Consider the following 14,576-nt stretch of genomic DNA (forward strand, 5'->3'; position numbering starts at 1 on the left):
TCCGGCAACGGCTCGATTCGGTCCACATCCGCGCCCTGAATCACGTTTCACGCCCGGCGGGAATCCCTCAAATCCGATTTTCCAAACAGCCTCTTGGTTGTCCCGAAATCCTTGAGCTAGTTACAGACTAGCTACGACGCCCTCCATCATGATGAAGGTCGGGTCCAGCCGCTGGTGCTGGTTGATCAGCGGCACGAGGCGCCTGAAATGCTCGGATCGGCAATGGGCATCGAGGGCCGCGCGGTCGGGCCATTCCTCGACGAAGACGAAATGTCCTGGGTCCTTCTGATCGACGAAGAGATCGTAGGAAATGCAGAGCGGTTCCTTCCGCGTCTTCTCGACGAGTTCGGCATAGAGCGGCCGGACGGTCTCGACGAACTCGGGCTTGATGAAATCCTGGGCGATGACCTTAAGCATCAACGGGCCTCAATTCTGCATGTGCCGGTGGAAAAGAACCCGCCGGCATGGCGGGTTCCGTTCCAGCGCGCATAGCACGTGCCTCTGCCAGGCTATGTCAGGATGTTCAGCCCGGCTGGCCCGGCACCGTACGGATGACCGTGCCCCACGGGTCTTCGGAGGTCGAAGCCGACTTGGCGTCCGCCGAACGCATCTCGACCCAGGCGAGGCCGCTGCGCGACGGATCGCGGCGGCCGGCGCGCGGGCTCTGCCAGGAATTGGCGCCGATGTGGTGATGGTAGCCGCCCGACGACAGGAACACGGCGGCGGCGCCATATCTGGCCACCGTGTCGAAGCCGAACTCCTCGTTCCACCATTCGGCGGCCACCGCGGGATCGCCGACGCGAAGATGGACGTGGCCGACGATGCTGTCTTCGGGCGCGCCCTGCCAGCCGGAGTCGCCAGCCGGGACCTCCGCGACGATCGAGCCGATGTCGAGCTGCTCGGTGGTCATCTCGACCTGCGAGCCGTTCCACTTCCAGCTCGTATGCGGCCGGTCGGCATAAATCTCGATGCCGTTGCCCTCGGGGTCGGTAAGATAGAGCGCTTCGCTGACCCTGTGGTCCGAGGCGCCGTCGACCGGAATGCGCCTGTCGATGGCATGCTTGATCCAGCGGCCGAGATCGGCGCGGGTGGGCAGGAGGAAGGCGGTGTGGAACAGGCCGGCCGAACGGGGATCGTCGGGCGTGGCGGCCTTGTCGGACTCGATGTCGAGCAGGGCGCGGCTGCCGGCGCCGAGCGTGATCGTCTCGCCATCGCGCCTGAGTTCCCGGAGGCCGACCACGTCGCGATAGAAGGCGCCAAGCGCGCCGGCATCGCGGGCCTTCAGGCCTACACGGGAAACACTGATCGGCGTGGTTGCGGCAAAGGGAATGTTGCTCATCTCGGGCTCCGTATGGCCGGGCCGCGCGGCCGCTCCCACTGCGAGGAGCGCCGCGCCACCGACCAGTTTGCGTCGTGTCAAATCCAAAATCCAGCCTCCAGCCTATCCGGCCGCGGAGTCCGGCGACGCATATGTCAGCCGAGCCGGTCGTTCACACAAGGCAGCAAAGATCGAACACGTCGTTCAACAATTCGCGCAAGTACCGCGGGACAGTTGCGGCGGAGCCGCGTCGTCGCTACATGCGCGGCATGAAAGTCAAAGACGCCGACATCATCATCGTTCCCGGATACACCAACTCCGGGCCTGCCCATTGGCAAAGCCGATGGGAGGAAAAGCTTTCGACCGCGCGCCGCGTCGAGCAGGCCGAATGGTCGAAGCCGGTGCGCGAGGACTGGACAGCCCGCGTGGTCGAGGAGGTCAACAAGGCCGAACGCCCGGTCGTGCTGGTCGCCCATTCGCTCGGCATTCCGACCGCGGTCCACGCCATACCGCAATTCACCAAGCGGGTGGCCGGAGGCTTCTTCGTGGCACCGCCCGACGTCTCCAATCCGGCCATCAAGCCCAAGCACCTGATGACCTTCGGGCCCTACCCGCGCGACCCACTGCCGTTTCCGTCGGTCGTCGTCGCCAGCCGCAACGATCCCTATTGCAGCCTCGACGTGGCCGAGGACATTGCCGCCGCCTGGGGCTCGCTGTTCATCGACGCGGGCGATTCCGGTCACCTCAACGCCGATTCCGGCCACGGACCCTGGCCGGAGGGCTCGATGGTGTTCGCCCAGTTCCTGTCGCGGCTGGAAGGCTGATCGCCCCGCCCGTCAGCCGATCGACTTCCTGAGATCGGCGAGCAGGCCCGACGCGCCTGCCGCGATCAGCTGTTGCTCCGACCCGGTGGCGAGCAGCTGGAATCCCATCTCGACGAAGCGACCGGCAATCGCCGGATCGGTGATGTAGATGCCGGCATGCTTGCCGGCGGCGCGCGTGCGCCTCGCCACGTCGGCCACGGTCCCCATCATGTCCTCGAGAGTGCCGTTGATCGTTTCGCCCTTGCTCCAGGCAATGGAGAAGTCGCCCGGGCCGACGAAGATGCCGTCGATGCCGGGGGTCGCCAGGATGCCATCGAGCGCGGCGACGGCGGCGTGGGTCTCGACCATGGCGAAGGAGACGGTGCGGGCATTGCTCTCGTGCAGCCAGGCAACGGAATCCTTGCTGCCGTGGCGCGGCGCGGCATAGGTCGGCCCCCACGAACGTTCGCCGAGCGGCGGATATTTCGTCGCCGCGGCGAAGCGCTGGGCATCGTCGACCGAATTGACCATCGGCGCGATGACCGCCTCGGCGCCGAAGTCGAGCGCCCGGCTCGCCATGTCGAAGCGGCCGACCGGCACGCGCACCAGCGCATGCTTGCCCGCGCCCAGCACGGGTGCCAGCGAGCGCAGCACGCTGTCTTCATTGTGGCCGCCATGCTGCATGTCGAGCGTGACCGCATCGAAACCCTGCCGCGCCAAGATCTCAACGGTGAGCGCATCCGGCACGCATGACCATGCGGTGAGGACGGTCTGGCCGGCGTTCAGTTTCTCGACGAGCGACATGTTCGGTTCTCCTTGAAGCAGGCGCCATTTCAGCCGGAACCACGGCTCGGCGCAAACAAAAACCGCCCGGAATCCGGGCGGTTCGTTGGTCCAGCACCAGGCTGAAATCAGCTGTTCTTGATCTCTTCGATCGCCTGCGCCATCAGTTCGTCCATGGTGCGGCGGATCTGGTGGTCGGACTGGTCGATGCCGGCGGCGTCGAAGTCGGCGCGGATCTTGCGGAACACGTCGTGATCGCCGGCTTCCTGGATGTCGGCGACGACGACCTCCTTGGCATAGGCCTCAGCGTCGGCGCCGGACTTGCCGAGCTTCTCGGCGGCCCAGCGGCCGAGCGTCTTGTTGCGCCGCGCATTGGCCTTGAAGCGCAGCTCTTCGTCGAAGACGAACTTGCGCTCGAAGCCTTCTTCGCGGTCCTTCATGCTGCTCATGGCAATCCTCCGAGCTCTAACAATCGATTCGACTTCGGCCTTATGTACTGTCGCGTTTCTCAAACCAAAAGCCCGTCGCCCGGTCAATATGCCTCTTTGGCACCGTTTCCGTGTTGCGGTGCGGCATTTCCGTACCAAAAGGCGTTGATTGGCCGGAAATGGTCATTGAGCAAAGGGCGCGATTGCGGTAGAGACCGGCCTTGAGACCCACAGCCGCCGCGGCTTTGCGGCGTGAGAAAGGGACCGGTGCTTGCCGACTGCCCTTCCAACCAGAGAAACAATCAAATGAAGTCACGCCGACGCATTTACGAAGGCAAGGCCAAGATCCTTTACGAAGGACCCGAGCCGGGCACGCTGATCCAGTTCTTCAAGGACGATGCCACCGCCTTCAACAAGAAGAAGCACGAGGTGGTAGACGGCAAGGGCGTGCTGAACAACCGCATCTCCGAGCACATCTTCAACCACCTGAACCGCATGGGCATCCCGACCCACTTCATCCGCCGGCTCAACATGCGCGAGCAGCTGATCAAGGAAGTCGAGATCATCCCGCTCGAGGTGGTGGTGCGCAACGTCGCCGCCGGTTCGCTGGCCAAGCGCCTGGGCATCGAGGAAGGCACGGTGCTGCCGCGCTCGATCATCGAGTTCTACTACAAGGCCGACGCGCTCGACGACCCTATGGTCTCGGAAGAGCACATCACCGCCTTCGGCTGGGCAAGCCCGCAGGAAATCGACGACATCATGGCCTTGGCCATCCGTGTCAACGACTTCCTCTCCGGCCTGTTCATGGGCGTCGGCATCCAGCTCGTCGACTTCAAGATGGAATGCGGCCGCCTCTACGAAGGCGACATGATGCGCATCGTCGTCGCCGACGAGATCTCGCCCGACAGCTGCCGGCTGTGGGACGTGGCCACCCAGGACAAGCTGGACAAGGACCGCTTCCGCCGCGACATGGGCGGGCTGGTGGAGGCCTACCAGGAAGTGGCGCGCCGTCTCGGCATCATGAACGAGAACGAGACGCCCCGCCCGACCGGACCGGTTCTCGTCAAGCACTGACAAATCCAAGCACGGGCGCGAGTAACTTCGCGCCCGAATGTTTTCCAATTCGACCCCGGAGTGAAATGCCCGTGATCAAGGCCCGCGTCACCGTCACCCTCAAGAACGGCGTGCTCGATCCGCAAGGCAAGGCGATCGAACATGCGCTCGACGGCCTCGGCTTCGGCGGCGTCGGCTCCGTGCGCCAGGGCAAGGTCTTCGACGTCGAGATCGACGGCAACGACCGTTCCAAGGCCGAAGCCGACCTCAACGCGATGTGCGAGAAGCTTCTGGCGAACACGGTGATCGAGAACTATAGTGTGACGCTTACCTGAGGTTGTACCGGAGGGCCGCGTGCCTGAAGTCACCAACGAGCTGATGTACGAGCTTTTGAAGCGCGTTCATGGCGATCTCTCGGAGATGAAGTTCGACCTCCAGGAGATCAAGAGACGCATGACAGGTGCGGAAGAGGCGCTGGCTGGCGTGAACCGCAGACTGGATCGTCACGACGAGCGGCTCGAACGCATCGAGCGGCGCTTAGAACTGCGTGAATTCGCCGAACCCCAGAGGCCTTACGAACCGAAATGAAATCAGCCGTCGTCCTCCTCCCCGGCCTCAACCGCGACCGCGACATGATCGCGGCGCTGACCAAGATTTCGGGCAAGGCACCCGTCACCGTCTGGCAGACCGACACCGAGATACCCGACGTCGACCTGATCGCCATTCCCGGCGGCTTCTCCTTCGGCGACTATCTGCGCTGCGGCGCGATCGCGGCCCGCATGCCGGTGCTGCGTGCGGTGGCCGAGAAGGCCGCCAAGGGCGTGCAGGTGGTGGGCGTCTGCAACGGCTTCCAGATCCTGGTCGAGGCCGGCCTGCTGCCTGGCGCCCTGATGCGCAATGCCTCGCTCAAGTTCGTCTGCCGCGAGGTGAAGCTCGAGATCGCCAACGCCAACACCGCCTTCACCCGCAACTACGCGGCCGGCCAGGTCATCCGCTGCCCGGTGGCGCACCATGACGGCAACTATTTCGCCGATCCCGAGACGCTTGCACGCATCGAAGGCGACGGGCAGGTGGTGTTCCGCTACGCCGAGGGCACCAACCCCAACGGCTCGATCAACGACATCGCCGGCATCGTCAACGACAAGGGCAACGTGCTCGGCCTGATGCCGCATCCGGAAAACCTGATCGAGGCGGCGCATGGCGGCAATGACGGCCGGGCGCTGTTCGAAAGCGCGCTCGGGCTGCCCAGGGCGGCCTGACCCTCAGATAGACTTTCTCAACCTCACCTCACGAAGGGCGGCATCGGCGCATGAAGTCTCTGCGGATTCTGGCGGCAACGGCCGCGGTCATCGGTCTCGCCGCCTGCAATTCGGGTCCGAAGACGCCGCCGCCGTCCGGTTCGGGCAAGAGCGCTTCGCTGCGCGCCATGGAACAGGTGGCGATCGCCGCCCACAAATGCTGGTTCGCCAGCAAGGACCAGGCCTTCAGGAAGTACCAGATGGCCAATGAACTCAACAATTTCGGCGGCACGCCGCGCTTCCTTTTGGTGCCGGCCAAGCAGTATGGCGCCAAGCCGCTGCTGGTGGTGCAGGCGCGCGGCGCCTCCAGCCAGGTCGAGGTGTTCGGGCCGCTGATGAGCGAGGCGCTCGGCGCGCGCATCGGCTCCGACGTCGCCCGCTGGCGCAGCGGCGACACCTCCTGCGGCGGAACCGCCTGAGGCATGGCGCTCCGGCTGCAGATCGCGGGGCTTGCAATCGGCCTGGCCGCGCTGATCCTGCAGTTCGCGATCACCATGCCGGCGTCGATGGCGGCCGGCCGCAGCTTCGTGGGCTCGGTCGTCTTCTACTTCAGCTTCTTCACCATCCTGACCAATATCGGCGCGGTGCTGGTGCATCTCGCCGCGCTTCGTGGCGCAAAAACGGGCCTGCCCGGCCGCTTCGCGAGCGCGCGGATGCGCGGCGGCGTGGCGGCGGCGATCGCCATGGTGATGATCGTCTATGCCGTGGTGCTCGCGCCGCTGTGGCAGCCCGAGGGCCTGTTCCTCGTCTGCGACGTGCTGCTGCATTACGCGGCGCCCATCATCTACCTGTCCTGGTGGCTGACGGGGGGCGCCGACGGCTCGACCAGATGGGCCGACATCGGCTATTGGGTCGCCTATCCGGTGATCTATCTGGCCTATGCGCTGGCGCGCGCCCCGATCGCCGGCGAAGTGCCCTACCCTTTCCTGGACGTCGCGGCCAACGGGGCGGCCGGGGTCGCCAAATCGGCGCTTGCGATGACCATTCTGTTTCTCGTGCTGTGCGTCACTGTCATCGCCGCAGACCGCGGCATTTCGGGCTTCAGGAAGGCCGCAAGGCCGAACTGACCGGCATCCCGATTCCATCAGGCTGCCAAATGCTTCGGACGAAGCCCTGACCTTCCCAAAAAAAGGGGGTGGAGGCACAGGGGAGCGCCTCCACCCAGATCGGACCGTCAGTGGGTCGTGACGATCCGCGACCATGGGAGTGGTCAATCGTAGAAGGGACGAGACCCTTCGCGATAGGCATCGCAGCGCGAAATTCCAATGTCGGAGAGTTGTTCGTCGGTAAGCTCCAGCAGGGCCATCCGAGTGCTCCGCCGCTCCATGCAAAACGCCAGCCATCGTATGAAGCGGCGAAGATGGTTGCGCTTCTTCTGCGGAGATGCACCGGTGGCCGCCCGGCCAATTGCATCAATTGTACTCATCTTTGAAATCCGCATTGTGTCCAATAGTGACAAACAATGCTATGAATTGACTCATTCTCGATGGCAATGTATTAATTGTCACCATGACAAATTGGCTTCCCGACCTTTCGTCCGGCTCCGGCCCGCTCTATCTTCGCCTGGCCGAGCGCGTCGAGAGCGACATCGACAGCGGCGTGCTCGCCTCGGGCAGCAAGCTGCCGCCGCAGCGCGACCTCGCCTATGACATCGGCGTGACCATCGGCACGGTCGGTCGCGCCTATGCGTTGCTGCGCGAACGCGGACTGGTCAGTGGCGAAGTCGGCCGCGGCACCTATGTGCTGGAGCGGCACCGCAGCCAATCCTCTCCGAGCGCGCCGCCGACGCTGGCCCACGAAGGATCGCGCGCGGTCGAGGCCCCGCCCGGCAAGCTGCGCTTCGACAGCACGGCCGCACCCAATGTCGGGCAGAGCAAGACAATCGAGACAATGCTGGCAGCGATCGGCCGGGACTATCCCGACGACGTGACGAGCTACACCAGGACCTTCCCCGACCATTGGTTCGAGGCGGGCAGCAACTGGCTTTCGCGCAACGGCTTTCGCCCCCGGCCCGACACGATCGTGCCGACGCTCGGCGCGCACGCGGCCGTCGTCGCCACCATCGCGGCGGTGACGCAGCCGGGCGATCACATCCTGTTCGAGCATGTGACCTATACGCAGATCGCCCGCAGCGCCGGGCTGATCGGCCGGCGCATGGCGCTGGTCAATTCGGACGCTCATGGCGTCGACCCCGACGACTTCGAGGCCGTCTGCGCGCAAAAGCACCCCAAGCTGGCGTTCCTGATGCCGACGGCGCAGAACCCCACCGTTACGACGATGCCCGCCGAACGGCGCGCGGCGATCGCCGAGATCGCCCGCAAATACAATGTGCTCCTGGTCGAGGACGACCTCTATGGTGCGCTGACCGACGACCGTACGCCGCTGCTGGCCGAGTACGCGCCGGAGCGCGCCTTCGTCGTCGGCGGCCTGTCGAAATCGGTGGCGGCCGGCGTGCGCGGCGGCTGGGTTTCGTGCCCGGCGCACTATCGCCACAGCATCCGCGTCGCCCACAAGATGGTGACCGGCGGCATGCCGTTCCTCGTCGCCGAGCTCTGCGCGCGACTGGTGCTGTCGGGCGAGGCGGCGAAGATCCACATCCGCGCGATCGCCGAGATCAACGCCCGCCTGGATGCCGTGCGCACGACGCTTGAGGGCTATGATTTCAACATCAACGCCAACATCCCCTTCATCTGGCTGGCGCTGCCAGAACCGTGGAATTCGGGCACCTTCAAGAATGCCGCCTATGGCCAGGGCGTGCTGATCGACGACGAGGACGAGTTCAAGGCGGGACGCTCCGACCAGGTATTCCACCGGGTCAGGATCGGCATCTCCGCGCCGGCTACGCGCAGCGAGGTGAACAACGGACTGGCCAAGATCCGCCGGCTGCTCGACGAAGGGGACGCCGGATACGACAGTTTCGGCTGAAGCGACCCGTATCCCGCGTCCAAAGGTCCGTTTCCCCGCCATTAAGGGTGACTTTCTGGCCATTGGCGGTATATCCCGGGCCAATCATGCGCTATGGAGCCACCAACGCCTCCCCCAACGGATTCTGCGATCTACGATGACCATTCAGAATGACGTGAAGATCACCGGCGAACTCATCGCCGCGCACGGGCTCAAGCCGGACGAATACCAGCGCATACTCGACCTGGTCGGACGCGAACCGACCTTCACCGAGCTCGGCATCTTCTCGGCGATGTGGAACGAGCACTGCTCCTACAAGTCGTCGAAGAAGTGGCTGCGCACGCTGCCGACCAAGGGCGAGGTCGTGATCCAGGGCCCCGGCGAGAATGCCGGCGTGGTCGACATCGGCGACGGCGATTGCGTGGTCTTCAAGATGGAGAGCCACAACCACCCCTCCTACATCGAGCCCTACCAGGGGGCTGCGACCGGCGTCGGCGGCATCCTGCGCGACGTCTTCACCATGGGCGCGCGGCCCGTGGCCTCGATGAACGCGCTGCGCTTCGGCGCGCCCGACCATCCCAAGACCCGCCACCTGGTGTCGGGCGTGGTCGCCGGCGTCGGCGGCTACGGCAATGCCTTCGGCGTGCCGACCGTCGGCGGCGAAGTGAATTTCGATGCCCGCTACAACGGCAACATCCTGGTCAACGCCTTTGCCGCCGGTCTCGCCAGGACCGACGGCATCTTCCTGTCGCAGGCCAAGGGCGTGGGCCTGCCGGTGGTCTATCTCGGCGCCAAGACTGGCCGCGACGGCGTCGGCGGCGCGACCATGGCCTCGGCCGAATTCGACGACAAGATCGACGAGAAGCGCCCGACCGTGCAGGTGGGCGATCCGTTCACCGAAAAGTGCCTGTTGGAAGCCTGCCTCGAGCTGATGGCCTCGGGCGCCGTCATCGCCATCCAGGACATGGGTGCCGCGGGCCTGACCTGCTCGGCCGTCGAGATGGGTGCCAAGGGCGACCTCGGCATCGAGCTCGACCTCGACAAGGTGCCGGTGCGCGAGGAGCGCATGAGCGCCTACGAGATGATGCTGTCGGAGAGCCAGGAGCGCATGCTCATGGTGCTGCGCCCCGAGAAGGAAGAGGAAGCCGAGGCGATCTTCGTCAAATGGGGCCTCGACTTCGCCATCGTCGGCAAGACCACCGACGACCTGCGCTTCCGCGTCATCCACCAGGGCCAGGAAGTGGCCAACCTGCCGATCAAGGAACTCGGCGACGAGGCGCCCGAATACGACCGCCCGTGGGTCGAGCCGGCCAAGCGCGCGCCGCTGGCCGCCGACGATATTCCTCAATCCGACGTGGCCGAGGCACTGCTGAAGATGCTCGGCGGGCCGGACCTGTCGTCGCGCCGCTGGGTCTACGAGCAATATGACACGATGATCCAGGGCAACTCACTGCAGCGGCCGGGCGGCGATGCGGGCGTGGTGCGCGTCGAGGGTCATGCCACGAAAGCGCTGGCGTTCTCGTCGGACGTGACACCGCGCTACTGCGAAGCCGATCCGTATGAGGGCGGCAAGCAGGCGGTCGCCGAATGCTGGCGCAACCTGACCGCGACCGGTGCCCTGCCGCTGGCGGCCACCGACAACCTCAACTTCGGCAATCCCGAGCGTCCCGAGATCATGGGCCAGTTCGTGAAAGCCGTGACCGGCATCGGCGACGCCTGCCGCGCGCTCGGCTTCCCGATCGTGTCGGGCAACGTCTCGCTCTACAACGAGACCAACGGGCAGGGAATCCTGCCCACCCCGACCATCGGTGGCGTCGGCCTGATCGACGACTGGTCGAAGATGGCCAAGGCGTGCTTTGCCAAGGAAGGCGAAGTGATCCTGCTGGTCGGCGGCCCGGCCAAGTGGGGCACCCACCTGGCACAGTCGATCTACATGCGCGACGTGCACGGCCGCACCGACGGCCCGGTTCCGGCCGTCGACCTCGAGCACGAGAAGAAGGTCGGCGACTTCGTGCGCAAGCTGATCCGCAGCGGCACGGCTACCGCCGTGCACGACCTGTCGGACGGCGGCCTTGCCGTGGCACTCGCCGAGATGGCGATGGCCTCGGGCATCGGCGCTGTCGTTCCCGGCCTCGGCGGCACCGATCCCATCCCGGTGTTCTTCGGCGAAGACCAGGGCCGCTACCTGGTCACCGTCAAGCTTGACCCGCAGTCGGCCGAGATGCAGGAATTGTGGAACGAAGCCAAGGCGCTCGGCATCCACGCTCCGTGGATCGGAACGACCGGCGGCAAGGAACTGAAGCTGGGCGAGGCGCGGGCCGTGACGATCGACGAGTTGACCTCGGCTCACGAATCCTGGTTCCCTCGCTTCATGGATATTTGAGCAGGACAACCGACATGGCAATGGATGCCCACGACATCGAGAAACTGATCAAGGAAGGCATTCCGGACGCCAAGGTGACCATCCGCGATCTCGCCGGCGACGGCGACCACTACGCCGCCGAGGTCGTGTCGGAAAGCTTCCGCGGCAAGAGCCGCGTGCAGCAGCACCAGATGGTCTACGACGCGCTGAAGGGCAACATGGGCGGGGTGCTGCACGCGCTTGCCCTGCAGACCAGCGTGCCGGAGTGACCGCGCCATGTCGTTGCTGAGCGACCTGGTCGAGGGCGTCGTCGACGGCGCGCTCAAGGATATCCTGCGGAAGACGTCGGGCACGTCGAAGCGAACGCGCCGGCGCAAGCGGGCAACGTCGTCGAGCTCGGCGACGCTGCGCCAGATCGAGAAGCTTCTGAGGCCAGCCAAGAAGCAGACGAGCCGCAAGCGCACCACGCGCGCGCGTTCGAAGGTCCGCCGGCGCGGCTACTGAGCGGCGAAAACGGCCGGCCGGGCGCATCTGGCGGCAGGACCGGCACGATTGGCGAGCAGAGTTGCGCTTTTCCGGCTTTGCGCAAGGCTTGGAAAGCTCGACTGTTGCAACCACATAGTGGCTGATGCTAGCAGTCTAACGGATATTGCCGGTGCGTCAGTCCGGCCAGATTGAGGTTTTGGGCCCATGAGCGGAATCAACGAATACATCGACAGCGAAGTGAAGAGCCAGGACGTCGTGGTCTTCATGAAGGGAACGCCCGGCTTCCCGCAGTGCGGCTTTTCCGGCCAGGTCGTGCAGATCCTCGACTATCTCGGCGTCGATTACAAAGGCGTCAACGTTCTGACCTCGAACGAGCTTCGCCAGGGCATCAAGGACTATTCCAACTGGCCGACCATCCCGCAGCTCTACGTCAAGGGCGAGTTCGTCGGCGGTTGCGACATCATCCGCGAGATGTTCCAGGCCGGCGAACTGCAGTCGTTCCTCCAGGAGAAGGGCGTGAGCGTCAAGGGCGCCGCCTGACCGCCTGACAAGAGCATCGGCTCCGGTCCATTCGGGGCTCACCGCAGCTGAGATGCGCCGGCACTCCGGCGCATTTTCGTTTGGACCGAAAATCGAATGGAACAGAAGACTTCCGACGACGCACTGGATGCGTTGTTTCCCCTTCCCCGCTGGGAGTTCATCGCAATCTGCGCGGCGCTGATGGCAGTCAATGCGCTGGCCATCGACATCATGCTGCCGGCGCTGCAGCAGATGGGCGCGAGCCTCGGGGTGGAGAGCGAGAACCACCGGCAGTTCGTCATCACCGCCTACATCGCCGGCATGGGGCTGGCGCTGCTGTTCTACGGGCCTGCGTCGGACCGTTTCGGCCGCCGCAAGCCGCTGCTGTTCGGCCTTTCCATCTACGTCGTGGCGGCGTTTGCCGCAGCTTTCGCGCCGACCTTCGAGAGCCTGCTGGCGCTGCGCTTCATCCAGGGCATAGGTGCCGCCTCGACCCGCGTCATCGCCGTTTCGGTGGTGCGCGACCGCTACGGCGGGCGGCAGATGGCCGAGATCATGTCGCTGGTGTTCATGGTCTTCATGATCATTCCGGTGATCGCGCCGGGCCTCGGCCAGCTGGTGATGCTGTTTTCCGAATGGCACATGATCTTCATCATCATGTCGCTGATCGCACTCGCGATCACGCTGTGGGCCGCGTTCCGCCTGCCCGAAACCCTGCATCCCGAGGACCGCAGGCCGCTCAGCATCATGTCGATCGCCCAGGGCTTCCGCATCGTGCTGACGACCCGGGTGTCGCTGTTCTATACGCTCGCCTCAATGATCATCTTCGGCTCGCTGTTCGGCTTCATCAATTCCGCGCAGCAGGTCTATGTCGGCATCTACGGGCTCGGCGTGTGGTTCCCGGTGGTGTTCGCCGCCATCGCCGCGATGATGTCGGTGTCGTCGTTCCTCAATTCGCGGCTGGTCGTGAAGATCGGCATGCGCCGGCTGTCGCACGGTGCGCTGCTCGGCTTCCTTGCGGTGAGCGCAATCTGGTTTGCCTGGTCGCTGACCGGCTGGGTGCCGTTCCCCGTGTTCGTGGCGCTGTTTGCCGCGGCGATGTTCCAGTTCGGCTGGATCGGCTCGAACTTCAACGCGATCGCGATGGAGCCGCTGGGGCATCTCGCCGGAACCGCCTCGTCGGTGCAGGGCTTCCTGCAGACGGTAGGTGGCGGGCTGATCGGCGCGCTCATCGGCCAGGCTTTCGACGGCACCGTCAGGCCGCTGGCCGCCGGCTACTGCAGCGTCGCCCTTCTCGGCCTGGTCATGGTTCTGATCGCCGAGCGCGGCAAGCTGTTCGGCGCGCCGAACGCGCCAAAGGCTCCGCACTGAAGTCGCAGGCGCTTCCGCTTTTCCTCGAATGGCGGAAGCGGCTTAACGCCTTGTCTCGAAGACAGGCTTCACCAGGCGAGTTGCAGGCCGACGCGGGCCCCGACCTGCCCGTCGGCAAAGCCCAGCCCGCCACTGCCCGTCAGCCGGGTCCCCTTGCCTGCCGCTTCGTCGCTCAACATGAAAGCGCCGGTAATGCCAACGGCATATTGCGACCCCGCCACGCCCAGGTTGACGCGCAGTCCGAAGGTTTCGCCCGAGACGAGGTCGGGATCCTCGAGCGCATTGGAGATCGCGGCCGCGGCCTCAAGTTCATCGAGCCGGGCGGCAAAAGGCGTCTGGGTAACGACCGTTCCGTCTGGCGTCTCGTAGCGTATCTGGCCGTCGCTCGGCCGATAGCACCGGTCCGTACCCGGTATGTAGAAGAATCCGGGGCCGTAGGCACTGCAGACCCGGACGTATTCGAGCGGCGCGGCGCCGGCAGCCGGCGGCGCCAGCATCGCAGCGGCGAGAGCCAAGCTCATCATAAATCTGTTCATGTGTCCGCCCCCCGCAGACAACGTCCCGTCAGGGACACGCGTCCTTTGGCTTGTCGTCGAGCGCTTTCATGGACCGCACCCCTGCGATCCACCGCCGACGCACGCCGGCTGAATTCACCAGGTCAGTTGCATGCCGGCACGGCCGCCGGCGCGGCCACCGGTGAAGCCGATGCCGCCGCTGCCCGTCAGCCGGCCGGTCTCGCCAAACAGGTTTTCCCCAAGCACGACGGAGCCGGTGATGCCGGCGGCATTTTGCGAGCCGGCGGCGCCCCAGTTCACCCTGACGCCGAAGCGTTCACCCTGGACGAGGTCGGGGTCCTCGAGCGCGTTGGAGATCGCCGCATCGCTCTCGATGTCGCGGACGCGGGCGGCCAGGGCCGTCTCCGTTATGACGGTGCCGTCCGCCGTCTCGTAGCGTATCTGGCCATCGGTGGGACGGTAGCACTTCTCGGTGCCGGGAAGGTAGAAGAAGCCCACACCATAGATGTCGCAGACCCGGACATATTCAACAGGCCTCGGTTCTTGCGCCGCCGACTGATTGGCAAAGTGCAGAAAACCGGCGAATACCGCCAATACTGACAGGATTTTCATTGCGCCCCCCCAAAGAACTTAACGCTACGTTAGAGGCTGTTTGGAAAATCGGATTTGAGGGATTCCCGCCGGGCGTGAAACGTGATTCAGGGCGCGGATGTGGACCGAATCGAGCCGTTGCCGG

The 14,576-nt window shown here is 65.0% G+C and carries 20 protein-coding genes; 13 read left to right on the plus strand and 7 right to left on the minus strand.

The window, feature by feature from the left end; genetic code table 11:
• Positions 1-120: 120 nt before the first annotated feature.
• Positions 121-417: a putative quinol monooxygenase gene (locus tag J2X50_RS24550; protein ID WP_429098808.1), complete on the minus strand. Its 297-nt coding sequence runs from the start codon at positions 415-417 to the stop codon at positions 121-123.
• Between the two features lie 106 nt (positions 418-523).
• Entirely contained in the window at positions 524-1,339 is an 816-nt protein-coding gene (locus J2X50_RS24555) for a VOC family protein (protein WP_429098811.1), read from the minus strand.
• A 248-nt stretch (positions 1,340-1,587) separates the two neighbouring features.
• On the opposite strand from J2X50_RS24555, the gene J2X50_RS24560 reads away from it, so the two are divergent.
• Positions 1,588-2,142: an RBBP9/YdeN family alpha/beta hydrolase gene (locus tag J2X50_RS24560; protein WP_429098813.1), complete on the plus strand. Its 555-nt coding sequence runs from the start codon at positions 1,588-1,590 to the stop codon at positions 2,140-2,142.
• Between the two features lie 12 nt (positions 2,143-2,154).
• On the opposite strand, the gene J2X50_RS24565 is transcribed toward J2X50_RS24560, so the two are convergent.
• Positions 2,155-2,925 (minus strand): HpcH/HpaI aldolase family protein, encoded by a 771-nt coding sequence (locus J2X50_RS24565; RefSeq protein WP_429098815.1) that lies wholly within the window; start codon positions 2,923-2,925, stop codon positions 2,155-2,157.
• A gap of 107 nt (positions 2,926-3,032) precedes the next feature.
• Entirely contained in the window at positions 3,033-3,353 is a 321-nt protein-coding gene (locus J2X50_RS24570) for a DUF1476 domain-containing protein (RefSeq protein WP_347966733.1), read from the minus strand.
• Positions 3,354-3,638: 285 nt separating this feature from the next.
• Here J2X50_RS24570 and purC point away from each other — a divergent pair, with 285 nt between their 5' ends.
• From purC to J2X50_RS24600, 6 genes are all read left to right on the plus strand, one after another.
• On the plus strand, positions 3,639-4,406 hold the full coding sequence (purC, locus tag J2X50_RS24575) for a phosphoribosylaminoimidazolesuccinocarboxamide synthase (RefSeq protein WP_347966734.1): 768 nt from the start codon (positions 3,639-3,641) through the stop codon (positions 4,404-4,406).
• 71 nt (positions 4,407-4,477) lie between these two features.
• Positions 4,478-4,720, plus strand: coding sequence for a phosphoribosylformylglycinamidine synthase subunit PurS (purS, locus tag J2X50_RS24580; RefSeq protein WP_026227085.1), 243 nt, complete (start codon positions 4,478-4,480; stop codon positions 4,718-4,720).
• A gap of 19 nt (positions 4,721-4,739) precedes the next feature.
• Complete coding sequence (locus J2X50_RS24585) at positions 4,740-4,973, plus strand: hypothetical protein (RefSeq protein ID WP_429098818.1); 234 nt, start codon at positions 4,740-4,742, stop codon at positions 4,971-4,973.
• Entirely contained in the window at positions 4,970-5,644 is a 675-nt protein-coding gene (gene purQ, locus J2X50_RS24590) for a phosphoribosylformylglycinamidine synthase subunit PurQ (RefSeq protein ID WP_429098820.1), read from the plus strand. Before J2X50_RS24585 ends, purQ begins: the two co-directional genes overlap by 4 nt.
• A gap of 50 nt (positions 5,645-5,694) precedes the next feature.
• A complete protein-coding gene (locus J2X50_RS24595) occupies positions 5,695-6,102 on the plus strand; it encodes a hypothetical protein (protein ID WP_429098822.1) in 408 nt (135 codons plus the stop codon).
• A 3-nt stretch (positions 6,103-6,105) separates the two neighbouring features.
• Positions 6,106-6,750 carry a Pr6Pr family membrane protein gene (locus tag J2X50_RS24600; RefSeq protein ID WP_429098824.1) on the plus strand — a complete coding sequence of 215 codons (645 nt, stop codon included), beginning with the start codon at positions 6,106-6,108 and terminating at the stop codon, positions 6,748-6,750.
• Between the two features lie 143 nt (positions 6,751-6,893).
• Here the strand turns inward: J2X50_RS24600 and J2X50_RS24605 are convergent, their stop codons facing one another.
• Entirely contained in the window at positions 6,894-7,124 is a 231-nt protein-coding gene (locus J2X50_RS24605) for a DUF1127 domain-containing protein (protein WP_429098826.1), read from the minus strand.
• Between the two features lie 68 nt (positions 7,125-7,192).
• Here J2X50_RS24605 and J2X50_RS24610 point away from each other — a divergent pair, with 68 nt between their 5' ends.
• The 6 genes from J2X50_RS24610 to J2X50_RS24635 all read left to right on the plus strand — a co-directional run bounded on the left by J2X50_RS24610 (position 7,193) and on the right by J2X50_RS24635 (position 13,325).
• The gene (locus tag J2X50_RS24610; protein WP_429098829.1) at positions 7,193-8,608 is read left to right on the plus strand and encodes a PLP-dependent aminotransferase family protein; all 1,416 of its coding nucleotides are present in this window, start codon (positions 7,193-7,195) and stop codon (positions 8,606-8,608) included.
• Positions 8,609-8,744: 136 nt separating this feature from the next.
• Positions 8,745-10,970: a phosphoribosylformylglycinamidine synthase subunit PurL gene (gene purL / locus J2X50_RS24615; RefSeq protein WP_429098832.1), complete on the plus strand. Its 2,226-nt coding sequence runs from the start codon at positions 8,745-8,747 to the stop codon at positions 10,968-10,970.
• A gap of 14 nt (positions 10,971-10,984) precedes the next feature.
• Positions 10,985-11,218 carry a BolA family protein gene (locus tag J2X50_RS24620; protein ID WP_340037588.1) on the plus strand — a complete coding sequence of 78 codons (234 nt, stop codon included), beginning with the start codon at positions 10,985-10,987 and terminating at the stop codon, positions 11,216-11,218.
• Between the two features lie 7 nt (positions 11,219-11,225).
• On the plus strand, positions 11,226-11,453 hold the full coding sequence (locus J2X50_RS24625) for a hypothetical protein (protein WP_429098835.1): 228 nt from the start codon (positions 11,226-11,228) through the stop codon (positions 11,451-11,453).
• A gap of 186 nt (positions 11,454-11,639) precedes the next feature.
• On the plus strand, positions 11,640-11,975 hold the full coding sequence (gene grxD / locus J2X50_RS24630) for a Grx4 family monothiol glutaredoxin (protein WP_184697601.1): 336 nt from the start codon (positions 11,640-11,642) through the stop codon (positions 11,973-11,975).
• A gap of 96 nt (positions 11,976-12,071) precedes the next feature.
• Entirely contained in the window at positions 12,072-13,325 is a 1,254-nt protein-coding gene (locus tag J2X50_RS24635) for a multidrug effflux MFS transporter (RefSeq protein ID WP_429098839.1), read from the plus strand.
• 68 nt (positions 13,326-13,393) lie between these two features.
• On the opposite strand, the gene J2X50_RS24640 is transcribed toward J2X50_RS24635, so the two are convergent.
• Both J2X50_RS24640 and J2X50_RS24645 read right to left on the minus strand, forming a co-directional pair.
• On the minus strand, positions 13,394-13,861 hold the full coding sequence (locus tag J2X50_RS24640) for a porin (protein WP_429098842.1): 468 nt from the start codon (positions 13,859-13,861) through the stop codon (positions 13,394-13,396).
• A gap of 114 nt (positions 13,862-13,975) precedes the next feature.
• The gene (locus J2X50_RS24645) at positions 13,976-14,452 is read right to left on the minus strand and encodes a porin (protein WP_429098845.1); all 477 of its coding nucleotides are present in this window, start codon (positions 14,450-14,452) and stop codon (positions 13,976-13,978) included.
• Positions 14,453-14,576: the final 124 nt, after the last annotated feature.

Origin of the sequence: Aminobacter sp. BE322 (assembly GCF_050433525.1) — a bacterium.
In the GTDB taxonomy this organism is placed as follows: Bacteria; Pseudomonadota; Alphaproteobacteria; order Rhizobiales; family Rhizobiaceae; genus Aminobacter.